Below are 23703 nucleotides of genomic sequence, written 5' to 3'. Positions count from 1 at the left end.
CAGATTTCTCAAGTTTTGCGCATTCCGATATGACGATATTCAGGCACAAATTAACTGCACTCCCGCGCGTCACATAAGGAGGGGAATTTAAGGACGACCGGTCCCGCGTGCCCGAGTGCGCCGTGCAGCGGGGACAATGGACACGTGCATGAAGAGACCCTCCGCTCCGTCGTCGTGCTGGGCTCCACCGGCTCGATCGGCACCCAGGCCCTCGACGTCATCGCCGCCAACCCCGGCGGTTTCAAGGTCACCGCGCTGGCGGCGGGGGGCGGCAGGGTCGAGTTGCTGGCCAGGCAGGCGGCGCAGTTCGGCGTCGAGGCGGTGGCGGTGGCCGACGCGTCGGCCGTCCCCGCGTTGAAGGACGCGCTGGCCGCGCACGGCGCCAAGCCCACCGTGCTGGGTGGGCCCGACGGGGTCGCCGAGGTGGCCGGGTGGCAGTGCGACGTGGTGCTCAACGGCATCACCGGCGCGCTCGGCCTGACCTCCACGCTCGTCGCCCTGGAAGCGGGCAGGGCGCTCGCGCTGGCCAACAAGGAGTCGCTGATCATCGGCGGGCCGCTGGTCAAGCGCCTGGCCCGGCCGGGGCAGATCCTCCCCGTCGACTCCGAGCACTCGGCGGTGCTGCAGTGCCTGTGGGCCGCCGGGCCCGACGGCTACGACCCCTCGTCCGTCAAGCAGCTCGTGATCACCGCGAGCGGCGGGCCGTTCAGGGGCATGAAGCGCGAGGAGATGGCCGGCGTCACACCCCAGATGGCCCTGGCCCACCCCACGTGGTCCATGGGCCCCTACATCACGATCAACTCCGCGAACCTGGTCAACAAGGGCCTGGAGGTGATCGAGGCGCACCTGCTGTACGACCTCGGCTTCGACCGCATCGAAGTCGTGGTGCATCCGCAGTCGATCATCCACTCCATGGTCGAGTACGTCGACGGTTCCACCATCGCTCAGGCCAGCCCGCCCGACATGCGGCTGCCCATCGCCCTCGCGCTCGGGCACCCCGGGCGCATCCCGGGCGCCGCCCGCCCCCTCGACTGGACCAAGGCGCACACCTGGACCTTCGAGCCGCTCGACGACCTGGCCTTCCCCGCAGTCGCGCTGGCCAGGCACGTCGGCACCGAGGGCGGCACCGCGCCCGCCGTCTACAACGCCGCCAACGAGGTGTGCCTCGACGCGTTCCTGGAGCGCGGGCTGCCGTTCCTGTCCATCGTCGACACCGTGGCCAAGGTCGTGCAGGAGCACCAGGTCACCCCTGCCGACACCGTCGAAGAGGTGCTGGCGGCCGATGCCTGGGCCAGAGCCCGTGCGGCCGAACTCACAGCCGGGCAGTCCCGCTAGCTACCTAAACTGGAAAGCGTCGTCACAGTAAGGGTTGAAATGTCTTCTGTAGCTCTCGGCATCCCGACGGTGCGCCCCAAGCCGCTCGCCGAACGCCGCCACTCCCGCCAGATCATGGTCGGCAGCGTGCCCGTGGGCGGCGACGCCCCCGTGTCGGTGCAGTCGATGACGACGACGGTGACCGCCGACGTCAACGCCACTCTTCAGCAGATCGCCGAGCTGACCGCGTCCGGGTGCCAGATCGTCCGTGTCGCCGTGCCGTCCCAGGACGACGCCGACGCGCTGCCGATCATCGCCAGGAAATCCCAGATCCCCGTCATCGCCGACATCCACTTCCAGCCGAAGTACGTGTTCGCCGCCATCGAGGCGGGCTGCGCCGCCGTCCGGGTCAACCCCGGAAATATCAAGAAATTCGACGATAAGGTCGGCGAGATCGCCAAGGCGGCCTCCGAGGCCGGCGTCCCCATCCGCATCGGCGTCAACGCCGGCTCCCTCGACCCGCGCCTGCTGCAGAAGTACGGCAAGGCCACCCCCGAGGCGCTGGTGGAGTCGGCCCTGTGGGAGTGCTCCCTGTTCGAGGAGCACGGCTTCCGCGACATCAAGATCTCGGTCAAGCACAACGACCCGGTCGTGATGATCAACGCCTACCGGCTGCTGGCCGCCAAGTGCGACTACCCGCTCCACCTGGGCGTCACGGAGGCGGGGCCGGCCTTCCAGGGCACCGTCAAGTCCGCCGTCGCCTTCGGCGCCCTGCTCGCCGAGGGCATAGGCGACACCATCCGCGTCTCCCTGTCCGCCCCTCCCGTGGAGGAGGTCAAGGTCGGCGCCCAGATCCTGGAGTCCCTCGGGCTGCGGGAGCGCGGCCTGGAGATCGTCTCCTGCCCGTCGTGCGGGCGGGCGCAGGTCGACGTCTACACGCTGGCCGACCAGGTGCAGGCCGGCTTGGAGGGGCTCAAGGTGCCGCTCCGGGTCGCCGTCATGGGGTGCGTCGTGAACGGGCCCGGTGAGGCCAGGGAGGCGGACCTCGGGGTGGCTTCCGGGAACGGGAAGGGGCAGATCTTCGTCAAGGGGGAGGTCATCAAGACCGTGCCCGAGTCGCAGATCGTCGAGACGCTGATCGAAGAGGCGTTGCGGCTGGCGGAGGAGATGGGGGTCGAGGTGGACCTCGACGACGAGACCTCCGGGCCGACGGTCACGGTCGGCTGACAAAAAACAGAGGGCGCGACCTCATCGGTCGCGCCCTCTGGGGGCCGTAGCCCCGGACAAGTTCATGTAGCCCTCTTGTGCGGCTGATTTCAGCGTACCCCGAACGTGGGCCTCGGCGCTTCCTCATGCTCAGAGCCGACCTGGTGGCCGGGGTTCCGCCGCTCGTCCTCGCGTCCCGTGCCGAGGTCGCGCTGCGCATGGTCGGTGACGAGCTGGGCCCCGGGCGGTGCGACCTGATCGAGTAGGAGGCCCGCCCGTACCGGCAAGGCAGGGGCGGGCCGAAGAGGGCGGCCGTCAGGCGCAGGTGTAGCCGGACGGGGTCGCCGTGTTGCCGTTCGGGCGGTTGACCTGGAAGCCGACGCTGCTGTTGGCGGCCCCCGCCGCGATCGTCCCGTTGTGGGCGACGTTGCGGATGGTGACGGTCTGGCCGGTGGTGGTGACGGCGCCGTTCCAGGAGCCGGCGAGGGTGTGGCCGGCGGGCAGGGTGAAGGTGACCGTCCAGCCGGTGATGGGCGAGGTGCTGGTGTTGGTGATCGTCAGGGGCTGGATGACGTAGCCGGTCGCCCACTGGGTCTGTACGGTGCCGGTGGCCGAGCAGGTGCCGGTGGAGGTGCCCGGCTGGGTGGTGATCTGGGCCGTGTTCGAGACCGGCGAGGTGTTCCCGGCCGCGTCGCGCGCCCTGACCTGGTAGCGGTAGGTGGTGCTGGGGGTGAGGCCCGTGTCGGCGTACGAGGTGGTGGCGGAGGTGCCGGCCTGGGTGAAGGCGCCGCCGCTCGCGCCGGGGGCGCGCAGGATGTCGTAGCCGGTCACGCCGTTGTCGTCCGTGGAGGGCGTCCACGTCAGAGTGGTGCCCGTGGCGGTGGTGGCCGAGGCGGCCAGGCCGGCCGGGGCGGTGGGCGGCGAGGTGTCGCCGCCGCCGTCGGTGAGGGCGGGGGTGGTCCAGTCGCGCCACTCGGCGAGGTTGCCGCTCTTGTTGGACGCGATCCGCATCGAGCCGGTGTAGCTGCCGGTGTTCAGCAGGAACCGCTGGATGTTCTGCTGGAGCGGGGTGCGCCATTCGGAGCGGCTGGCGCAGTGGGTGCCGTCCTGGACGGCCGACCAGTACGTGATGCTGCCGCCGGCGCCGAGCGCCTTGTAGACCTCCGCGCCGCCGAGGGCCCCGACGCTGGCGGATCGGGCGGCGAGCCAGTCGATGTGCGGGTTGTCCATGATGAACAGGCCGCGAGGCGCGATCATGCCGACCACCGAGTGGGTGTCCACCGGCAGCCGGCCGGGGCTGCCCGTGAAGGAGCTGAACGCGTCGCCGAGCCACGGCTGTTCGGAGTAGGCGCTGCTCAGCGGCTGGGCGCCGCTCTCGCCGGGGATGGCGCGGAACGCGGCGACGCCGCCGCTGCCTGACTCGATGGGCATGGTCAGGGCGATGCGCTGGTCGAACGCGCCGACCACGAAGGCGCCCTTGCCGTACCGGGAGCAGCCTGTGACGCCGGTGGCGTCGGCGCGCAGGATGCCGCCGCCCGACTGCTCGATGACGTCGATGATGCGGCTCACGCCCCACGCCCAGGCGGCCAGGACTCCGGTGCCGCTGGAGGCGCCGTAAATGGTGTAGAAGGCGCCCTGCTTGTTGTTGCGCGGCGTGCCCTCCCTGCCGACGGCGAGGGGGTCGTAGCTGATGACGGCGGCGCCCGCCGCCTTGATCGTGGCGGTGTCGGCGCCGAGCCCGCCCAGGACGACCACGGCGGGGAAGGGGCCGGTGCCGCTCGGCAGGTCGACGCCGGCGGAGAAGCTCGCGGTCCTGCCGTTGTGGGAGACGTTCACGCTGATGCTCGTCCTGGAGACCGTGCCGGTGACGCTGGACGGCTTGGCGGGCTTGTCGCCGTAGACGAACTTCTCCGCCAGCTTCTTGATCTCCTGTCGCCTGCACCGCCAGTCGGCCCTGGTGGTGATGCGGGCGCCGTTCAGCTTGGTGAAGGGGTCGGGGAGCCTGGAGACGGTGGGCAAGGAGCCCGCGTCGGGCAGGGCGGGCACGGCGCAGTCGGCGCCCTCGTCCTCGACCCCGGCCGCCGCGGCGGCCGGGGTGGTCGCAACCGTCATCGCTCCAGCCATCGAGAGCGTCGTCGCCACCGCCAGCGCGACGAGCCTGGAGCGGGCCAAGCCTGTGATCACAGCGGCTCTCCCTTCCGTGTGGGGGGTGCTGGCGATCAGTTTGCGGAGCGCGCCGAAACGTGTCAACGCTCGTACGAAATGTTTCGGCGCTTGGCTCAGCTCACGTGGGAAGACTGCCGAAAGTGTCGGAAACTAAGTGAAATGTGGCTGGCGGCGATCTCGGAGGGCGTTGAGAGCGAAAGTTTCGAAAAGGCGGACGGTCGCGGTGCGTCATGGGAGGATTACAGATCGGCAAACATGTCCTCATACCCAGAGTCACCACGCGGTCGCTCACGGGAGCATCGCAAGGCCTATGACAAGGAAGGGGTCCACCGGGTGAAGCGGGTAATGGGGGTTGTCGCCGGGCTGGTGATGCTCGTCGCGGGGGTCGTCAGCGCGGACGGGGCGGCGGTGGCCGGCAGGAAGGCGCCTGTGGTGTGGGGGGCCTGTCCCAAGGTGGCGGGGAAGACGGCCTCGGCCGCCATCGAGTGCGCCACCGTACGCGTGCCGCTCGACTACCGCCATCCCATGGGGCAGTCGATCAAGGTCGCGCTGAACCGGATCAAGGCCAAGGTGTCCAGGGACGCCAACCATCTGGGCACGATGCTGGTCAACCCGGGAGGGCCGGGGTCGTCGGGCCGCGACCTGACCGAGTACGTGGCCACGCAACTGCCCGCCGACGTGGCCGAGCGGTACGACGTCGTCGGGTTCGACCCGCGCGGCGTCGGCGCCAGCGAGCCGTCCGTGCACTGCGTGGACCCCGCGACCTACTACAAGGCCCCGAGGCCGGACGCGGTGCCGCACAACAGGGCGGAGGAGAAGGCGCTGCTGGCCAGGGCCGCCGAGTACGCCTCCCGCTGCGGCCAGCGCTGGGCGTGGCTGCTGCCGCACCTCACCAGCGAGAACACCGCCAGGGACATGGACACGATCCGCGCCGCCCTGGGCGAGCAGAAGATCAGCTACCTCGGCTACTCGTACGGCACCTACCTCGGCGCCCTGTACGCCACGCTCTTCCCGAGCCGCGTCAAGCGCCTGGTCATGGACAGCTCCGTCGATCCCACGGGCGTCTGGTACGACTCCAACCTCAAGCAGGACCGCGCCTTCGAACACCGCCACCGCCAGTTCCTGGCCTGGACCGCCAAGCACCACGACGCCTACAAGCTGGGCGCCACGCTGAAGCAGACCTCGTTCGCCTACTACGCGATGCGCGACCGGCTGCGCGCCAAGCCCGCCGGGGGCGTCGTGGGGCCGAGCGAACTGGACGACACGTTCACCGTGGCCGGCTACAGCGACAAGGTGTGGCCGCAGTTCGCCCAGGCCTGGTCGTCCTACGTGCGGCAGGGCGACGTCAAGGGGCTCACCGACATCTACGCCAAGCACGGCAAGAACGACGCCACCGACGAGAACGGTTACGCCATCTACCTGAGCGTCCAGTGCCGCGACGCCCGCTGGCCGCGCCAGTGGGACAGGTGGCGGACCGACATGAAGGCGATGCACCGCGAGGCGCCCTTCCTGACCTGGCCGAACGCCTGGTTCAACGCCCCCTGCGCATTCTGGCCGGTTCAGGGCGGCAAGCCGGTGCAGGTGCGCTCCTCGCCGAAGCTGCCGCCGTTCCTCATGCTGCAGTCCCGCCACGACGCCGCCACCCCGTACCAGGGCGCCCTGGAGATGGCGAAGCTGTTCCCCCGCTCCCGCATGGTGCTCGAACGGGGCGGCAACCACGGGGTGTCGCTGGCGGGCAACAAGTGCCTGGACGGGCATCTGGCCGCGTACCTGCGGGACGGCACCCTGCCGCGCCGCGACACGACCTGCCCCGCCACGCCCGAGCCGCGCCCGGCCGCGCAGATGAAGTCGAGTGGCCCGTCGTCGCAGGGTCTGCTCGGAATTCTGGGCGTCCTGGAGGGGCTGCCGATCGGCTGACGTCAAGAAAGGGTTACCGTGGGCAGCGCCGGATGCCGTATTCGGTAACCCTTCGCGTAGTCTGACCATGTGATGCTGCGTACATCGGCGTCGCGCGTGCTCGACGACAACGACCGGGACGAGGTCCTCGCCCTCCTGGACTCCGATCCGGTCGCCAATGTCTTCGTGTCCTCTCGGGTGCGGGCCGTCGGACTCAATCCGGCACGGCTCGGCGGGCAGATGTGGGGGTTCGGGCCGCGCGGTGGCCTCGTGTCACTCTGTTACGCCGGAGCCAACATGGTGCCGGTCAACGCCGGCCCGGAAGCCGTGCACGCGTTCGCCGACCGCGCGCGCAAACAGGGGCGGCGCTGCTCGTCCATCGTGGGGCCGGTCGATGCCGTCTCGCTGCTGTGGGAGCGGCTGGAGCCGCACTGGGGGCGGGCGCGGGCGATCCGCTGGGCGCAGCCTGTCATGGCGACGTCCAGCAAGTCGCCCATGGCGGCCGACCCGCTGGTGCGGCGGGTGCGGCCCGAGGAGTTCGACGTCCTGCTGCCGGCGTGCGTGGCGATGTTCACCGAAGAGGTCGGCGTCTCGCCGAACCTCGGCGACGGCGGCGCCCTCTACCGGACGCGGGTGGCCGAGCTGATCAGGATCGGGCGGTCGTACGCGCGGATCGACGACGGCCGGGTCGTGTTCAAGGCCGAGGTGGGCGCCGTGACCCCGCACGCCTGCCAGATCCAGGGCGTCTGGGTCGCCCCGGAACTGCGGGGGAAGGGGTACGCGGTGGCCGGCATGGCCGCCGTGGTGGAGGCGGCGATGAGCTGCTTCGCACCCGTCGTCTCGCTGTACGTCAACGACTACAACCACGCCGCCAGGGCGGTCTACCGGAAGGTGGGCTTCCGGGAGATCGACACCTTCATGTCCGTTTTGTTCTAGCATCCCCGGCATGATCCTTGTCACGGGTGCAACGGGGAACGCGGGCGGCGCGCTGGTGCGGACGCTGGCCGAGGCGGGTGAGCCGGTGCGTGCGCTGGTGCGGCGCGAAGTGGAGCTGCCCGCCGAACTGGTCATGGGCGACCTGAACGATCCCGAGTCGGTGGCGGGCGCTCTGGGCGGCGTGCGCGGGGTGTTCCTGCTGGCCGGGTACGACCGGATGGAGGAGACGCTGGCGGCCGTGGCGCGGGCCGGCGTCGGGCACGTGGTCCTGCTGTCGGCGAGCGCGGCGGAGGCCGCCGACGTGAGCAACCCGGTCTCGGCGTACCACGTGCGGTCGGAGGCGCTGGTGCGCGAGTCGGGGGTGCCGTGGACGGTGCTGCGGCCCAGGACGTTCATGTCGAACACGTTCCGCTGGGCTGAGCAGGTCAGGGCGGGCGACGTCGTCCGCGACTCCTGGCCTGACGCGGCCGTCGCGACCGTCGATCCGCTCGACATCGCCGCCGTGGCCGCCGCTTCGCTGCTGGAGAAGGGGCACGACGGGCGGGTGTACGGGCTGACGGGGCCGCAGGCGCTGCGGCCCGCCGACCGGGTGCGGATCCTGGGCGAGGTGCTGGGCAGGGAGCTGCGGTTCGAGGGGCTGACGGACGCCGAGGCCAGGGCCGAGATGGTGGCCGGTGGGATGCCGGAGGCGTACGCGGAGGCGTTCTACGGGTTCTTCGCGCGCGGCGAGCTGGACGAGTCGGCGGTGCTGCCCACGGTGGATGAGATCACCGGGCGCCCGCCGCGCACGTTCGAGCAGTGGGCCAGGGGCAACGCGGAGGCGTTCCGCTAACCGGGGATCCGCAGGGTGAGCAGGGCGACGTCGTCGTCGTTGTCGGCCGGGCGGACGCGGGTGAGCAGCCGGTCGCAGTAGGCGCTGAGCGGGTGGCGGGTCAGTGCGGCGGCTTGCCGCCGCAGCCGGTCGAGGCCTTCGTCGAGGGAGTGGCTGGGCGACTCGATCAGCCCGTCGGTGTAGAACAGCACGGTGGAGCGCGGCGGCAGCTCGACGGCGGCGTCCTCGCGGGCCGGCGCGAAGCCGGTGCCCAGCAGCAGGCCGCTCGCCTCGTCCAGGTAGCGGGTGCGCCCGTCGCCCTCGACCAGCAGCGGCGGCGGATGCCCCGCGTTGGTCCAGCGCAGTCGCCACCCGCCGTCCTCTCGCTCCACCCGGCCGAACACGACGGTGGCCATCGTGGTCTCGGCCATGCGGGCCACCGCCTGGTCGAGCCGGTCCACGATGACGCTGGGCGGCTCCTCCAGCTCGCCCGCGTAGGCGCGCAGCATGTTGCAGACCTGCGCCATGCCGGACGCGGCGTCGAGATCGTGGCCCACCACGTCGCCGATCACCACCCCGGCCGCGCCGTCGGACAGGACGAACGCGTCGTACCAGTCGCCGCCGACCTGCGAGGCGCGCGGCGCGGGCACGTAGCAGGCGCCCATCTCCAGGCCGGGCATCGACGGCAGCCGGGGCAGCAGGTGCCGCTGCATGGTCTCGGCGACCCGGCGCTGCCGCTCGTACAGGCGGGCGTTGTCCAGCGCCAGCCCCGCCCGGCGGGCGATGTCCTCGATGAGCAACATGTCGTCCGTGGTGTACGGCTGGGGCTGCTCGGCGCGTCCGAGGGTCATGGCGCCGACGACCTCACGTACGCCCCGGATCGGCGCGGTGCACGCCGACCAGATGCCGGTCGCCTCGAACAGGTCGCGCTGGACGGCCGCGAGCCGCGACTCCAGCCGGCCCTCGTAGTCCTCCGGGCCCACCAGCGCCGCGGTGACGCCGCGCAGCGCCCGCGCCAGCGGCATCGTGGACTCGAGCGGCAGCGGCGGCATCGGCCGCTCCAGATCGGCGCGGTGCGCCAGGACGCCGTTCTCGTGGTGGACGACGGCGGCGCGCGTCACCTCGCCCTCCTCGGTGAGCAGGTCGACCACCGCCCAGTCGCCCAGCAGCGGTACCACCAGGCGGACGAGCTGGCGCAGCGTCTCGTCCACGTCCAGGCTCGCCGTGAGCGTCGAGGTCGTCTCCGCCAGCAGGGCCAGCCGGTCGAGCTCCGACATCGTCGGGGCGGGCCGCGCCCGCTGCCGCTCGCCCAGCCCGGCAGAGCCGGTCTCGTGGAAGAGCACCAGCGCGCCGGACCCGGCCTCGCCGACCCGGCACGGGGTGACCATCCAGGAGATCTGGACGAGCGAGCCGTCGCCCCGCTCCAGCCACACGCCGCAGCCGTGGGCGGAGTCGTTGGTCAGCAGGGGCTCCCGCATCACGCACCGGCTGCGCGGCAGCGGCTCGCCGCGCTCGCCCCGGTGCAGCAGGTCGTGGGCGTCGCGGCCGACCAGCTCGCCCGCCTTGCGCCGCAGCAGCCGCTCGGCCTGGGGGTTGACCTCGACGATACGCCCGCGGTCGTCCACCACGTACGTGCCCGCGTGGTCGAGGTCGTCGAGCTGGAAGGGTCGTTGCACGGTGAATTGCCCGGTGTCGCCCACGACCGGCCCTCCTTCCCCCTTTCAGCACCTCTTACCCAGCATCGTCGCTGGTCAAGGGCCTAAAGGCGGACGAGCTTGTCGAAAAGCCTGGCCAGCTCGGTGTCAGGGTCGGCGGTCAGCCCGGCGTGCACGGGGCCCGCCTGGACGATCGTGCTGCGCGGCGCCGTCAGCCAGCGGAACCGGCCGCCGAGCGGCTCTCCCGCCAGCGGCCCGCAGTCGTCGCCGCAGGCCAGCTCGTACGCCGTCAGCGCCCGGCGCACCCCGTCGACGTCGGCCTGCGGATCGAGCGCCCGCAGACGGCCGGGGTCCAGCCCCACCCTGGCGCACAGGTAGTCGCGGGGCTGGCAGTAGAGCAGCACGCCCGCGTTGATCAGCTCGCCCCGCTCGACCTTGGGCATCACGCGAATGACCGCGTACTCGTAGACGTCCCTGCTCATCGGCCTGCTCATCGGCCTGCTCATCGGCCTGCTCATCGGCCGCCGCCTCCCCGCCAGAACTCGCCGACCGAACCAGGGCCCTGCCCGCGCTGCTTGTGCTCGCCGCGCACCAGCCACTCGCGCGGCCCGTGCGCCCGCTGGAGCAGGTGCTCGACGTAGGCCTCGCGCACCTCGCCGGGCGAGCCGAAGCCGGGCTCGTCCGCCAGCCACTCGTCCGGCACCAGCGCCGTCACGCCCTCCAGCAGCCCCCTGGTGATCCTCCCGGCCAGCTCGGCGCCCGCCGCCTCGACGTCGCCCGCGTACGGGGCGAGCACGTGGTCGCCGGCGTCGAACGGCCGCTGAGGGTCGGCGGTGCGCCAGTTGTGGTGGAACCAGAGCGCGGCCCCGTGGTCGATCAGCCAGGTGTCGCGGTGCCAGATCAGCAGGTTGGGGTTGCGCCAGCTCCTGTCGATGTTGTGGATGAGGCCGTCGAACCACACCATCCGCGCCGCGAACAGCGGGTCGGCCACCCACGCCAGTGGCTCGAACCCGAGCGCGCCCGGCAGGAAGTCGACCGCCAGGTTGAGCCCGGTGCTGGCCTTGAGCAGCTCTTGGACCTCGTAGTCGGGCTCTCTGACGCCGATCTGCGGGTCGAGGTCGATGAGCTTCAGCTCGGGCGTCCTGAACCCGAGGTGGCGGCCCAGCTCGGCGCAGACGATCTCGGCGACCAGCACCCGCCTGCCCTGGCCGGCCTCGCGGAACTTCACGACGTACGTGCCCAGGTCGTCGGCCTCGACGACGCCGGGCAGCGACCCGCCCTCCCGCAGCGGGGTGACGTAACGGGTCGCTGCGATCTTCTCCAGCACGGAACGAGGCTATCGTCCCCGGCCGCCTGCCTGGCTCGGGGCGAAGGGGTGCTCGCGTGAGGCCGCCATCGTAGAGTGGGGCCCGTTGAAGGGATCGAGGGATCGATGCTCAGGATTCACTTCACCGGCGACGACTTACGGCGCACCCGATTAGCGGAGACCGCGGATCCCTTCTGGGAGATGGTGTTCAGCAGGCACCGGCTCGCCGACCCCGCGCCGCCGGCGACGCTGCGCCCCTGGCTGGCGGAGATGCGGCGCGAACGGCACGTGCTGCACCGCCACGAGCGGGTGGTGGCCGCGCTGACGCCGTTCGGCCCGTACTTCCCCGACTTCATCACGCCCGCCGAGGGCCTGCAGGGGCTGGACGCCGGGCTGCAGGCGATACTCGGCACGCCGCGCGCGCGGCTGCGGCACGAGATGGAGACGCTGGCCCGCACGGCGGCGCTGCCGGGTTGGGGCAGGCGGCTGGCCGAGGGGGAGACGGCGACGCTGATGAACCTGGCGGCCACGCTGCGGGCCTACCACGCCATCGCCATCGAGCCCTACCAGGACGTGATCGGCGCGGCCATCGCGGCCGAGGTGTCGCGCAGGCGGCGCGACCTGGCGGAGGGCGGCGCCGACGGGCTGCTGCGCGGGCTGGCGCCGCTCATGCGCTGGCGCCCGCCGCTGCTGGAGGTCGAGTACGACGTGGACCGCGATCTGCACCTCGACGGGCGCGGGCTGCTGCTGATCCCGTCGTACTTCTGCAGGCGGGTGCCGGTCGCGCTGGCGGATCCCGGCCTGCCGCCGACGCTGGTGTACCCGATCGACCGCCACTCGCACTGGCAGACGAACCGCACCGAGTCGCTGGTCGCCCTGCTCGGCGCGACCCGCGCGACGGTGCTGGCCGCCATCGACGGCGGCGCCACCACCACGCAACTGGCCCAGCGCGCCGCGACCTCGCCCGCCTCCGTCAGCCGCCACACCCGGGTGCTGCGCGACGCCGGGCTGATCGAGACGCACCGCCACGGCACCGCCGTGCTGCACGTGATCACTCCGCTGGGGCAGACGCTGCTGTCGTCGGGCCGGTGAGGCCTCATGTCCAGCCTTTGCGCCCAGGTGCAAAGGCTGGATGCGTGCTGGACGCGGCCAAGATACTGGACTCCTCGCTGCGGAGCCTTCCATACGAACGCGTATGGAAGGCTGAGCGAGTCGAACGCGAACGGCTGGGCGTGTGTGCGGGCCCTACTGGGGCGGGCCTTCGGTGACCGGCACGACCCGGCCATCGCCCACGATCACGGCCGCCCGGGGTCACGTCTTCGCGATGACCTCCTCGGCGAAGCGCTCCATGGTGGCGATCTTGAGCTCCAGGGTGCCCTCGCCGTAACGCGCCTTCTCCTCGGGGGTGGCCAGCCACCAGGGGGCGGCCATGGTGCCCGTCACGCCCTTGGCGGCGAAGCGGCGGTAGGTGTCCGCGTCGGGCAGGACCGCGAGCGGGGCGATGATCTCGAAGCCGTCCATGGATCTGCCGCTCGCGTCGAGATGGCCGCGCAACGCGGCGAGGACCTCGTCGAACTGCTCCTCGGTGTAGATGCGGTTGCCGATCCAGCCGTCGCCCAGCGTGGCCGCGCGGCGCAGGGCCGCCTCGCTGTCGCCGCCCACGACGACCGGGATCGGCCGTGCGGGGGCGGGGCAGATCGACAGCGGGGGCAGGCCGTCGAGCGTGACCGTCTCGCCCGCCCACAGCGAGCGCAGGACGGGCAGCATCGCGTCCAGGCGCCGGCCGCGCGTGTGGAAGTCCTGCCCGGTGCCGGTGAACTCCTCCTTGCACCAGCCCACCCCGACGCCGAACGTCACCCGGTCGTGTGACAGCACCGCCGCCGTGGAGACCTGCTTGGCCACGGTGAACAGGTCGCGGGCCGGGGCGATGTACACGTTCGGGGAGAAGCGCAGGGTGCTGGTGACGGCGGCCATGGCGCCGATCGTCACCCAGACGTCCGGCCAGTGCGTGCTCGCGTCCCAGCGGGGCCTGCCCGACTTCGAGTACGGGTACGGCGTCGCGAAGTCGGCGTAGAAGAGGTGGTCGGAGAGCGTCAGCGTGTCGAACCCGCACCGCTCGGCGGCCCGCGCCAGCTCGACGAACTGATCCGTGTCGGAGAACGAGGCTCCCAGCCAGTATCTCATCGGAACTCCGGCGCGACCTTGGTGGCGAACAGTTCCAGGTTCCGCTTGACCGTGTCCAGCGGCAGCACGCCCTGCTGGCCCTGCATGTACAGGCCGAACCACTCCAGGTCGGGCATGCGGTCGAGCATCCGCTGGATGCCGCGCTTGACGTCGTCGGGGGTGCCGAACAGGGCCATCTCGACGTCGTTCATGCGCTTGGCGTCGCCCTTCTCGGGCGAGATGGGCTTGTGCTTCTCGTCCTCCTTCTTGCGCAGCACCTCCAGGTAGCCGAAGGGGCCGAAGAAGGCGGCGAAGTCCTTGGGGATGCTGCGGCCGAAGGTGTTGATGGCCTCCTCGGTCGTGTCGGCGATGCCGACGATCTTGAGGATGCCGGTGTGCTCGCCCAGCTTGTAGTGGCGGCCCTGTTTGGCCGACTCCTCCTGGTAGAGCTTGGCCTTCTGGGCGTGGTCGTCCGGGTTGGGGGTGAACATCCACGGCAGGATGTCCTCCTGCGCGGCCCTGATCACCGACCGGTCGGAGATCGTGAACGGCTGCCACAGCTCGGGGTGCGGGTTCTGGTACGGCCTGGGGCAGACGGAGACGGCCTTGATCGTGCCGTCCTCGTCGATCTCCTCGGGGGAGCCGAACGTGCGCGTCCACTCCTGGGCGGGCCAGCCCTCGATGCCCTCGAACGGGTAGGGCACCTGGTAGTCGAGCACGTCCGACTTGTAGCGGAGCGTCTCCTGCGTCCACGCCATCTTCATGATCTTCAGCACCTCGCCGAAGACGTCGAAGTTGCGCGTGTCGGACGCCGAGCCGTCGGAGCGGGCGGCGGCGGCGTGCCAGCGCTGGCCCAGCACGTTCATCCAGCGGTTCTGGTAGCCGCGTGCCACGCCGAGCCGCAGCCGGCCCTTGCTGAACTGGTCGAGCAGCGCCACGTCCTCGGCCGCCCTGATCGGGTCCCAGGCGGGCAGCACGAGGCCGAGCGGCGCGAGCAGGATGCGCTCGGTCCTGGCGGCGAGGTCGGTGAGGAACATCAGCGGGTTGACCGAGAACTCCATGCCTTCCGAGTGGAAGTGGTGCTCGGTCATCATCAGCGCGTCGAACCCGATCTGGTCGGCGTGGACGGCTATCTCCCGTACCTCGTGCAGCAGTCTCTGGTACGACTCGGTGTCCCGCCCGATCGGGCGCTTGGCCCTGGCGTTCTCCTCGGCGGCGTAACCAGAGCCTGGTATTTGCGGATTCAGGAAGATAGAAAACTTCACCGTGGACCTCTTTCCGCGGGATGGTCTTCTGCAAGGTACTCTGGAAATCTTAACCGAGCAATCGCTTGGTTCGCTGTGGGGAGTGTCGTATGAGGCTTGGCGTCACGATGTTCGCGACGGATCTGGCCATGCCGGTCCACGAGCTCGCCAGAGCGGCGGAGGAACGCGGCTTCGACTCGCTGTACGTGCCCGAGCACACCCACATCCCCGTCTCCCGGCGCACCCCGTACCCCGGCGGGGGTGAGCTGCCCGAGGAGTACAAGCGCACCCTCGACCCCCTCGTCGCCCTCTCCTATGCGGCGGCGGTGACGTCCACTCTGCGGGTCGGGACCGGCATCCTGCTCGCCGCCCAGCGCGACCCCATCGTCACCGCCAAGGCCATCGCCACCCTCGACCACCTGTCGGGCGGGCGCGCCGTCGTCGGCGTCGGGTTCGGCTGGAACGTCGAGGAGATCGAGAACCACGGCGTCCCGTACGGGCGGCGCCGCGAGGTGGCCCGGCGCAACGTGCTGGCCATGCAGGCCATGTGGCGCGACGAGGTGGCCTGCGTCGAAGGCATCGAGCCGTCCTGGTCGTGGCCCAAGCCCGTCCGGGTGCCGCCCGTCTACCTCGGCGGGGCCGCCGGGCCGAAGCTGTTCGCCCAGGTGGCCGAGTACGCCGACGGGTGGATGCCGATCGGCGGCCGCGGCATCAAGGCGGCGCTGCCCGCGCTGCGGGAGGCGTGCGAGAAGGCCGGGCGGCCGCAGGCCTGCGAGGTCGTCCCCTTCGGCACGCTGCCGAGCAGGGAGAAGCTCGACTACTACGCCACGCTCGGGATCACCCAGGTGGTCGCCACGCTGCCCAGCGGGCCCGCCGACGTGATCCTGCCCCTGCTGGACGAGTACGCGGCGCTGCTGTAACCCTCGGCACTGATGTGACCGATGAGGGCGCTGGCATACTGGCGGCCTATGTCCCGCGCTGAAGACCCCTCCCGGCTGGGCGAGTACCGCATCCTGCGCCGCCTCGGGCAGGGCGGTCAGGGGGTCGTCTACCTCGGCGAGTCGCCGCAGGGCGCGCTCGTCGCCGTCAAGCTCATGCACGCCAGAGTGTCCGGCGACCCGGACGTGCGGCGGCGCTTCCTCGGCGAGGTCGAGGCCGTGCGGCGGGTCGCCGCCTTCTGCACGGCCCAGCTCCTGGACGCCGACCTCGACGGCGACCGGCCCTACCTGGTCAGCGAGTACGTCGAAGGGCCGTCGCTGGCCGAGCACGTCGCCGACAAGGGGCCCAGGTCCGGCGGGTCGCTGCACCGCCTGGCCATCGGCACCGCCACCGCCCTGGGCGCCATCCACCGGGCCGGGGTCGTGCACCGCGACCTCAAGCCGCCGAACGTGCTGCTCGGCATCGACGGGCCGCGGGTGATCGACTTCGGGGTGTCCCGCATGATGGACGCCGCCGCCACCACCTCTGCCGGGGTCTCCCTCGGCACCCCCGCCTACCTCTCGCCCGAGCGGGTGCAGGGGGAGACGGCCGGGCCCGCCGCCGATCTGTGGGCCTGGGGGCTGACCGTGGCCTACACGGCCACGGGGCGGCACGCGTACCGGGCGGAGACGTACCAGGAGGTGCTGGCTCGGATCCTGTACGGGAAGCCGGACCTCGGCGGGCTGGGCGGGGTGCTTCGGGAGGTCGTGGAAGGGTGCCTGCGTCATGACCCGCGGGAGCGGCCGGACGCGGAGGAGGTGCTGCGGTGGTTGCTGGGGCATGAGCAGGGGGACGTGCTCACGACCGGCGCCCGCGCCGCCGTGCCGGTGCCCGAACCGCCCGCCACCACTGACCCGCGTCCTGTTCGCGATACCGACCCTCGCTCTGTGGGCGGCTCTGGGGTGGATGCCTGGACCGAGCCTGACGGTGGGGTGCCGTCGCGGCGGCGGCGGCGGTGGCCTGAGCGGCAGGTCGTGGTGGCGGCGGTCGCGGGGCTGGCCGTGGCGGGGGGCGTGCTCTGGTGGGCAGGGGAACAGCGGCCGGACGTCGCGGGGCCGCCCCGGATCGTGCAGCCGATGGCCGAGCCGTCAGTCTCCACGCCCGCCGGGCCGGATCTCGACGGCACCTGGACCGGGTCGGCCGAGCACCCGGCCGCCAAGCGGATCTTCCCGGTGGAGCTGCGCCTGAGCGCCGGCGGCTCGTCCAGCATGCGCTGGGGCGCCGACCTGCACTGCTCCGGACGGCTCACCCCGGGCGGGAAGGCGCTGGAGTTCCGGCTCGACCGGGTCAAAGGCGACATGTGTTATCCGGGCACGCTGCGGATCGTCCCGTCCGCCGCCGATCCGGACCAGATCGCCATCGACGTGACCCGCGAAGGGCAGGACGAGGTCACGTATTCGGGGAAGGTCTTCCGTGGTTCATGAACGGGGAGCGCGGCCCGCATCCTCAGGTGGGCGGCATAATGGGAGGATATGTCCGAGCTACGAGCCGATGACCCACAGCAGTTGGGTGCGTACCGGCTGACACGCAGGCTCGGTCAAGGCGGCCAGGGCATCGTGTACCTCGGCGAGACGCCGCAGGGCGCGCCGGTCGCCGTCAAGCTGCTGCACGCCAGCCTCTCCGGCGACCCGGACGCGCGGCGGCGGTTCCTGGGCGAGGTCGCGGCGGTCAGGAAGGTGGCGGCGTTCTGCACGGCGCAACTCCTGGACGCCGACCTCGACGGGGACCGGCCCTACCTGGTCAGCGAGTACGTCGACGGGCCCTCGCTGCGTGAGCTCGTCATCGAGGAGGGGCCCCGGTCCGGCGGGTCGCTCGACCGGCTGGCCATCGGCACCGCCACCGCCCTGGGGGCCATCCACCGGGCCGGAGTCGTGCACCGGGACTTCAAGCCGGGGAACGTGCTGCTCGGCATCGACGGGCCGCGGGTGATCGACTTCGGGGTGTCCCGGTTGATGGACACGGCGCACACCACCAGCCGGCTGCCGATGGGGACGCCTGCCTACATGGCGCCCGAGCGGATGAAGGGGGAGTCCGCCGGGCCGCCTGCCGACATGTGGGCTTGGGGGTTGACCGTGGCCTATATGGCTACGGGGCGGCAGGCCTTCACGGCCGACACGCACCAGGAGGTGCTGGCTCGCGTTCTGTACGGCAAGCCTGATCTGGGGTCGCTGGGTGGGCGGCTGCGGGGGATCGTACAGGCTTGCCTGGCGCCTGAGCCGGGGGAGCGGCCGGACGCGGAGGAGGTGCTGCGGCTGCTGCTCGGGCTGGACGTGGTCGCGGGGGATCTGCTGTCGACGGCGGCGATGGTCGCCGTCGGTGAGGAGCCTGGGGGTGGGAAGGCCTCGCGAGTGGCGGACGGCCGGGCTACGGGCGGAGAGCAGGCTTCCAGTGGCGAGCAGGCTTCGAGTGGCGAGCAGGCTTCGAGTGGCGGGTCGGACGCGGGGGTTCGTAGGCCGTCCGGTACGGGGCCGCTTGGTGCGGTCGTCGGGTTGGGGGCGGCCGAGTCGGAGCCTGGTGAGATCACCGACCCCGACCCCACGACCAGCTTCCCCGCGATCACCGCACCGCTGATCGCGGCTCGCGCCCGGGAGAAGGCGCGCGCTCAAGGAGAGGCTCACGTTCACGACGAGGCGCGCGGCCAGGAGGAAACTCGCGGTCAGGAGGTGCGCGGCCTGGGGGAGGCGCGCGTTCAGGGGGAGAGCACCCGTAGCAGCGCCGTCGAGCCCAAGCCCCCGCAGCGCCGCCGGATCCGCCTCTGGCAGATGGCCGTGCTGGCGGCCGGGCTGGCGATGGCCGTGGCCGGTTTCCTGCTCTGGACGCGCGCCTCGGAGCAGGGCTTGGAGGGCACGTGGACGGGCTCGGCCGAGCACCTCACCGCCGGCCGCGTCTTCCCCGTCGAGCTGCACCTGACCGGCGACGACAGCGGCATGATGCGGTGGGGCGCCGACCTCCACTGCTCGGGCCGCCTCGGCCGCGAGGGGAGCGGCATGGTGTTCACCCTCGACCGGGTGCAGGGCGAGGAGTGCTACCCGGGGACGCTGCGAATGTTCCCCACCCCGGACGCGAACCAGATGGCCATCAAGGTCACACGCGACGGTAAGGACGAAGTGACGTATTCGGGCAAGGTCGCGCGGACATCCTGACTGACTGTGTCACGTTCAGGCCGCGATTGGCCTGAGCACCGTTGACTGTGCGCGGCCCGTTGCCTTCAGTGGAAGCAGAAAGAGTGGCGGCGAGGGGAGACGCCCGTGCCGACGGCGCAGCCGCTCAGAACGGGGGACCCACAGCGTCTCGGGGAGTACGTGCTTTCCGGGCGCCTGGGTGAAGGTGGACAAGGCGCTGTGTTCCTCGGTTCGAGGGGCGGGCAGACGTACGCGGTCAAGCTCCTGCACGGGCCCGTGGGTGATGAGCGGGCGGCGTTCCTGCGGGAGGTGGAGCTCGCCAAGCATGTGGCGAGGTTCTGTACGGCCCAGGTGATCGACGCCGGGTTCGACGAGGGCCGGCCGTACATCGTGAGCGAGTACGTGGACGGCCCCTCGCTGGCCCGCGAGGTCACGCTCACCGGGCCCCGGCACGGCGGCGCGCTGGAGCGGCTGGCGGTGAGCACCGCGACGGCGCTCGCGGCCATCCACCGGGCGGGCATCGTCCACCGGGACTTCAAGCCGCAGAACGTGCTGCTCGGCTCCGACGGCCCTCGTGTGATCGACTTCGGCCTGGCCAAGGCGCTGGACGCGGCCGCCACGGTGAGCGGGCGCGGGGTGGGCACGCCCGCGTACATGGCGCCCGAGCAGATCACGGCCATGGCGGTGACGGGCGCGGCCGACGTCTTCTCGTGGGGCGCGACCATGTGCTTCGCCGCCAACGCGACGGCTCCGTTCGGGCAGGACTCCGTGGCGCCGGTGCTGCACCGCATCCTCACCGCCCAGCCCGAGCTGGGGCGGCTGGAGGGGCGGCTTCGTGCGTTGGTGGAGTCGTGTCTCGACAAGGACGCCCGTAATCGGCCGAGCAGCAGGGAGTTGCTGTTCGAGCTGCTGGGGGAGTCGGCTGAGGGAGTGCCGCCCGAGGTGCTCCGGTCGCCTCCGCCGCACATCCTGCGGGCGGCGCCGCCGCTGGTGCCTGAGCAGCGTTCACCTGAGACGGGGCGGTCCGGTGACGAGGCCGGGGCGGGTGCCGGTGGGGCGGGTGCCTGGGCGCCGATGGCCGAGCCTGAGGCTACGGGCGCGATGGGGGACGCCTACCGGCTGCCTCCGGACGCGGCGGGGCCGGGCGGTGGTCCGGCGTCCCGTCCTCCGCAGGCCGACGACTTACGGGCGGTCACGCATCCTCCGGGCGCGCCGGGGGGACGCGGCGGCACCAGCGCGCCGCACGCCGGCTGGGCGGGCAGCGGCGGCGGTGCGGGCGGCGGCGGAGCTGGTCACGGACAGGGCGGGGGCATCGGGGCGGGGGCGGGTGGGAGTGACGGGTTCGTGCTCGGGGGGCGGCCCGACCACACCCGAGGCTGGCCCAGGGCGGCCATCGCCGTGTGCGCCGCCCTCCTGGCGACCGCGGCCGTCCTCCTCCTCGTCATCATCCCCACGATGAACGCCGACACCGCCGACCTCCCGGCCCCCCAAGCGGGCGGCGGCCCCCTGACCTCGGTGCTGTCCACCTCCACCGCCCCGGCGCAGACCCAGAACCCCCCTCCCGCCAAGCCGGAACAGCAAGCCTCCCGAGGCCCCCAGGAGCCCGCCTCCGACCCGCCGACGGTGGTCCCCCCGGTCACGGTGGCCATCCCCGCCCTGATCGGCATGGACAGGACCGCCGCCACCAAGGCGCTCAAGCGAGCAGGCCTCACCCCCGGTTCCGTCACCGAGCGCGACTCCGCCCAGCCGATCGGCCGGGTTCTGACCGCCAGGCCCGCCCCCGGCATGGTCGTGAACCAGGGCACCAAGGTCTCACTCCAGGTCTCGGCTGGGCTGAAGGTGCCGGCGCTCACGGGCATGCAGCGCGGCGCCGCCGAGGCCACCCTCACCGGTGCGGGTCTCAAGGTGGGCGCCGTCACCCGGTCGTGCTCGCGGCAGCCGGCCGGCGAGGTGCTGTCCACCCGGCCCAAGGCGGCCCGGCGCGTCGCGGGCGGCACCGCGGTGGACCTGACCGTGTCCCGCAACGGCGTCCCCGTCCCCTCGGTCACCGGCCGTCAGCGGGAGGACGCGCGCGGCGCGCTCGTGGGGTCGGGGCTGTCCGTGCAGGTGACGGAGCAGATGGTGGAGGACGAGTCGCGCGTGGACACCGTTCTCGCGCAGAGCCGTGCGCCGGGTGGCTGCGTCGAGGTCGGCGCCGAGATCACGATCACGGTCGGGGTGGCGCCGCAGTCGGGCCCCGACCCCGGCGAGACGACCCCGTCCCCGACAGCTACCGCGACTGGCCCGATCGCGGGTGAGTGACCTGTGCTCTCGCAGGCGTGGCCCGGCCGGACACGGGCAGTGGCGGGCGTATGAAGAAGCTCTTTCAGCTCCTGCTCGCACGCCGCCTGGCCGGGACTCCGATCGGCCTGGCCGCCATCTTCCTCGGCTGGCTCCTGGCCCGCCGCAAGCGGCGCCGCCGGGCTTACGAGGCCGAGCGTGAGACCGAGCGCGTCGGCCGCCGCTACGGCGCCACGCCGTTCGCCGCCACGCGAGGAGGCCGGTCGAGAGCATCTTCGCCGAGGTAGGCGCGGGGTCGAAGCGCGGGTGGCAGATGGTCGCGGACGGCCGACGCCTATGATCGGGGCCATGCCCCTCACTGTGGACGACGTCGACCGGTTCGTCGCCTCCCGGCCCCGGCTGGAGGCCATCGCGTACCGCCTGCTGGGCTCGGCCGCGGAGGCCGAGGACGTCGTGCAGGAGACGTTCCTGCGCTGGCAGGCCGCCGACGTCGAGCGCGTCGAGGTGCCCGAGGCGTGGCTGACGAAGGTGCTCACGAACCTGTGCCTCAACCAGCTCACCTCGGCGCGGGCGCGCCGCGAGACGTACGTGGGGGAGTGGTTGCCCGAGCCGCTGCTGGCCGGGGACCCGATGCTGGGCCCCGCCGACACCGCCGAACAGCGGGAGTCGGTCTCGTACGCCGTCCTCACGCTCATGGAGCGGCTGTCGCCCAACGAGCGGGCGGTGTACGTGCTGCGGGAGGCCTTCGACTGCCCGCACCGGGAGATCGCCGAGATCCTCGACATCAGCGAGGCCGCCAGCCAGCAGATCTTTCACCGCGCCAAGAAGCACGTCGCGGACGGCAAGGCCCGCACGGAGATCGACGAGGCCGCCGCGCGGCGGATCGTCGAGGAGTTCCTGGCCGCCGCGACCAGCGGGCGGACTGAGCCGCTGGTGCGGCTGCTCACCGCGGACGCCACCTCCGTCGGCGACGGCGGCGGGAAGATCCCGGCGCGGACCAAGCCGTTCGAGGGGGCCGTGGCGGTGGCCACGTTCCTGCGGGGCATGTTCAGGTTCGGCCAGGCCACCACGACCTGGATCGGCGGCCGGCCCGAGGTCTACGCCACGACCGCGAACGGCGGCGCCGCCCTCGTGGCCGTGGTGGACGGCCGGGTCGTGGGCATCATGTGCCTGGAGATCACCGCCGACGGCATCACCGCGGTCCGCAACCAGATCAACCCCGACAAGCTCGAACGGGCGACCGCGCTGTGGGCGGCCGGCGACCACGGAGAGCCTCTGATCCGAGTGTGACGTGCTTCACATCCCGTTCCTGTCAGGAAACGCCGGGCTGCCCGGTTCAAGGGGCACAACCACGCAAGACAGGAGCGCGGAAATGCAGCACCGCATCGTCGTCCTCGGAGCCGGATACACCGGAGCCTTCGCCGCCGGCCGCCTCGCCAGGCGGCTCCACCGCGAGGACGTCTCCATCACCCTCGTCAACGCGGAGCCGGACTTCGTGGAACGCGTCCGCATGCACCAGCTCGCCACCGGCCAGGAGCTCAAGCCGCGGCCCTTCAGCGAGATGTTCGCGGGGACGGGCGTCGAGCTGAAGCTGGCGAGGGTGACCGGGGTGGACGTCGACCGCAAGACGGTCACCGTCACCGCCGTGAACGGCTCAGCGGAGCCGGAGTCGCTCCCCTACGACACGCTCGTCTACGCCCTCGGCAGCGCCTGGAACCCCCAGGGCGTCCCCGGCACCGCCGAGCACGCCTGCGAGATCGCCTCCCGTCCTGGCGCGTTGCGCCTGCGCGAGCGGCTGACCGGCCTCGGCGCCGGGCAGAGCGTGCTCGTCGTCGGCGGCGGCCTCACGGGCGTGGAGGCCGCGACCGAGATCGCCGAGGCCCGCCCCGACCTGCGCGTCGCCCTCGCCGCCACCGGCGCACTCGGCGACTGGCTCTCCCCGAAGGGACGCGAGCACCTGCGCAAGGTGTTCGGCAAGCTCGGCATCACCGCGCACGAGCACACCACCGTCACCGCCGTCGAGCCCGGCCACGTCGCCACCGCCGACGGCGCGGCCATCCCGGCGGCGGTCACCGTGTGGACCGCGGGCTTCGCGGTGCACCCGCTGGCGGCGGCGACGGGCCTGGAGCTGTCCGGCAACGGCCAGATCGTGGTCGACGACACCCTGCGCTCGGTCTCGCACCCGGACGTGTACGCCATCGGCGACGCGGCCATGGCGATGGGCGCGGGGAACAAGCCGCTGCGCATGTCGTGCGCCTCGGGCATCCCGACGGCCACGCACGCCGCCGACGCGATCGTGGCCCGCCTCACCGGTGGCAAGCTTCCGCACTCGTCGGTGCGCTACTTCAACCAGTGCGTCTCGCTGGGCCGCAAGGAGGGCTTGATCCAGTACGTCACCGCCGACGACAGCGCCGTCAACGCGGCATTGACCGGCCGGTTCGCCGCCGCCTACAAGGAGATCATCTGCAAGTCGGCCGCCTGGAGCGTCGCCAACCCGATGTACGGCCTCCCCGCTCGCCCGCGCCGCGTCGTGCGGGACGGCGTCGCGGTTGCTGAGGCGGTGGCTTGAGCCGCGATTCCCTCCGGGGAATTGCCGGGCGGGCGTCCCGATCCGGAGGATCGCCAC

General features: G+C 71.9%; 19 protein-coding genes. 13 read left to right on the top strand and 6 right to left on the bottom strand.

The window, feature by feature from the left end; translation table 11 throughout:
* Positions 1 to 144 precede the first annotated feature (144 nt).
* Positions 145 to 1335 carry a 1-deoxy-D-xylulose-5-phosphate reductoisomerase gene (dxr, locus tag FXF51_RS29075; protein WP_148437849.1) on the top strand — a complete coding sequence of 397 codons (1191 nt, stop codon included), beginning with the start codon at positions 145 to 147 and terminating at the stop codon, positions 1333 to 1335.
* 39 nt (positions 1336 to 1374) lie between these two features.
* Complete coding sequence (gene ispG, locus FXF51_RS29070) at positions 1375 to 2541, top strand: flavodoxin-dependent (E)-4-hydroxy-3-methylbut-2-enyl-diphosphate synthase (protein ID WP_148437848.1); 1167 nt, start codon at positions 1375 to 1377, stop codon at positions 2539 to 2541.
* A 294-nt stretch (positions 2542 to 2835) separates the two neighbouring features.
* Here ispG and FXF51_RS62815 read toward each other — a convergent pair whose 3' ends face one another.
* The gene (locus tag FXF51_RS62815) at positions 2836 to 4704 is read right to left on the bottom strand and encodes a cellulose binding domain-containing protein (protein WP_262379910.1); all 1869 of its coding nucleotides are present in this window, start codon (positions 4702 to 4704) and stop codon (positions 2836 to 2838) included.
* 315 nt (positions 4705 to 5019) lie between these two features.
* On the opposite strand from FXF51_RS62815, the gene FXF51_RS29060 reads away from it, so the two are divergent.
* The 3 genes from FXF51_RS29060 (at position 5020) to FXF51_RS29050 (ending at position 8350) form a co-directional block, all read left to right on the top strand.
* Positions 5020 to 6603: an alpha/beta hydrolase gene (locus FXF51_RS29060; RefSeq protein WP_262379909.1), complete on the top strand. Its 1584-nt coding sequence runs from the start codon at positions 5020 to 5022 to the stop codon at positions 6601 to 6603.
* Between the two features lie 72 nt (positions 6604 to 6675).
* Positions 6676 to 7518 (top strand): GNAT family N-acetyltransferase, encoded by an 843-nt coding sequence (locus FXF51_RS29055; protein ID WP_187414629.1) that lies wholly within the window; start codon positions 6676 to 6678, stop codon positions 7516 to 7518.
* Between the two features lie 10 nt (positions 7519 to 7528).
* Positions 7529 to 8350, top strand: a complete 822-nt coding sequence (locus FXF51_RS29050; RefSeq protein ID WP_148437847.1) for an NAD(P)H-binding protein — start codon at positions 7529 to 7531, stop codon at positions 8348 to 8350.
* Here the strand turns inward: FXF51_RS29050 and FXF51_RS29045 are convergent.
* Genes FXF51_RS29045 through FXF51_RS29035 form a run of 3 tightly spaced genes read right to left on the bottom strand, consistent with a single transcriptional unit; the run spans position 8347 to position 11311 of the window.
* On the bottom strand, positions 8347 to 10029 hold the full coding sequence (locus tag FXF51_RS29045; RefSeq protein WP_148437846.1) for a SpoIIE family protein phosphatase: 1683 nt from the start codon (positions 10027 to 10029) through the stop codon (positions 8347 to 8349). The two genes, FXF51_RS29050 and FXF51_RS29045, sit on opposite strands and share 4 nt — an antisense overlap.
* Positions 10030 to 10088: 59 nt before the next feature.
* On the bottom strand, positions 10089 to 10502 hold the full coding sequence (locus FXF51_RS29040; protein WP_262379908.1) for a DUF3037 domain-containing protein: 414 nt from the start codon (positions 10500 to 10502) through the stop codon (positions 10089 to 10091).
* The gene (locus FXF51_RS29035; RefSeq protein ID WP_148437845.1) at positions 10499 to 11311 is read right to left on the bottom strand and encodes a HipA family kinase; all 813 of its coding nucleotides are present in this window, start codon (positions 11309 to 11311) and stop codon (positions 10499 to 10501) included. The genes FXF51_RS29040 and FXF51_RS29035 overlap by 4 nt, the downstream gene beginning before the upstream one ends.
* A 105-nt stretch (positions 11312 to 11416) precedes the next feature.
* On the opposite strand from FXF51_RS29035, the gene FXF51_RS29030 reads away from it, so the two are divergent.
* Positions 11417 to 12382, top strand: a complete 966-nt coding sequence (locus FXF51_RS29030; protein WP_148437844.1) for an ArsR/SmtB family transcription factor — start codon at positions 11417 to 11419, stop codon at positions 12380 to 12382.
* A 219-nt stretch (positions 12383 to 12601) separates the two neighbouring features.
* Here FXF51_RS29030 and FXF51_RS29025 read toward each other — a convergent pair whose 3' ends face one another.
* Positions 12602 to 13474: a TIGR03619 family F420-dependent LLM class oxidoreductase gene (locus FXF51_RS29025; RefSeq protein ID WP_148437843.1), complete on the bottom strand. Its 873-nt coding sequence runs from the start codon at positions 13472 to 13474 to the stop codon at positions 12602 to 12604.
* Positions 13471 to 14718 (bottom strand): LLM class flavin-dependent oxidoreductase, encoded by a 1248-nt coding sequence (locus FXF51_RS29020; RefSeq protein ID WP_148437842.1) that lies wholly within the window; start codon positions 14716 to 14718, stop codon positions 13471 to 13473. Before FXF51_RS29020 ends, FXF51_RS29025 begins: the two co-directional genes overlap by 4 nt.
* Positions 14719 to 14807: 89 nt before the next feature.
* Between FXF51_RS29020 and FXF51_RS29015 the strand changes: the two genes are divergently transcribed.
* The 7 genes from FXF51_RS29015 (at position 14808) to FXF51_RS28985 (ending at position 23646) form a co-directional block, all read left to right on the top strand.
* Positions 14808 to 15617 carry an LLM class F420-dependent oxidoreductase gene (locus FXF51_RS29015; protein WP_148437841.1) on the top strand — a complete coding sequence of 270 codons (810 nt, stop codon included), beginning with the start codon at positions 14808 to 14810 and terminating at the stop codon, positions 15615 to 15617.
* A 48-nt stretch (positions 15618 to 15665) separates the two neighbouring features.
* Positions 15666 to 17099 carry a serine/threonine protein kinase gene (locus FXF51_RS29010; RefSeq protein WP_187414624.1) on the top strand — a complete coding sequence of 478 codons (1434 nt, stop codon included), beginning with the start codon at positions 15666 to 15668 and terminating at the stop codon, positions 17097 to 17099.
* 48 nt (positions 17100 to 17147) lie between these two features.
* Positions 17148 to 18818, top strand: coding sequence for a serine/threonine protein kinase (locus FXF51_RS29005; RefSeq protein WP_148437839.1), 1671 nt, complete (start codon positions 17148 to 17150; stop codon positions 18816 to 18818).
* A 105-nt stretch (positions 18819 to 18923) separates the two neighbouring features.
* Complete coding sequence (locus FXF51_RS29000) at positions 18924 to 21098, top strand: serine/threonine-protein kinase (protein ID WP_148437838.1); 2175 nt, start codon at positions 18924 to 18926, stop codon at positions 21096 to 21098.
* Positions 21099 to 21148: 50 nt separating this feature from the next.
* Entirely contained in the window at positions 21149 to 21364 is a 216-nt protein-coding gene (locus tag FXF51_RS28995) for a DUF6203 family protein (protein WP_148437837.1), read from the top strand.
* 61 nt (positions 21365 to 21425) lie between these two features.
* The gene (locus tag FXF51_RS28990; protein WP_148437836.1) at positions 21426 to 22367 is read left to right on the top strand and encodes an RNA polymerase sigma-70 factor; all 942 of its coding nucleotides are present in this window, start codon (positions 21426 to 21428) and stop codon (positions 22365 to 22367) included.
* Between the two features lie 82 nt (positions 22368 to 22449).
* Positions 22450 to 23646, top strand: coding sequence for an NAD(P)/FAD-dependent oxidoreductase (locus tag FXF51_RS28985; protein ID WP_148437835.1), 1197 nt, complete (start codon positions 22450 to 22452; stop codon positions 23644 to 23646).
* Positions 23647 to 23703 lie beyond the last annotated feature (57 nt).

Source organism: Nonomuraea sp. PA05, from assembly GCF_008086045.1.
Taxonomy (GTDB): domain Bacteria; phylum Actinomycetota; class Actinomycetes; order Streptosporangiales; family Streptosporangiaceae; genus Nonomuraea; species Nonomuraea monospora.
This window is presented reverse-complemented; position numbering and strand designations above follow the sequence as displayed.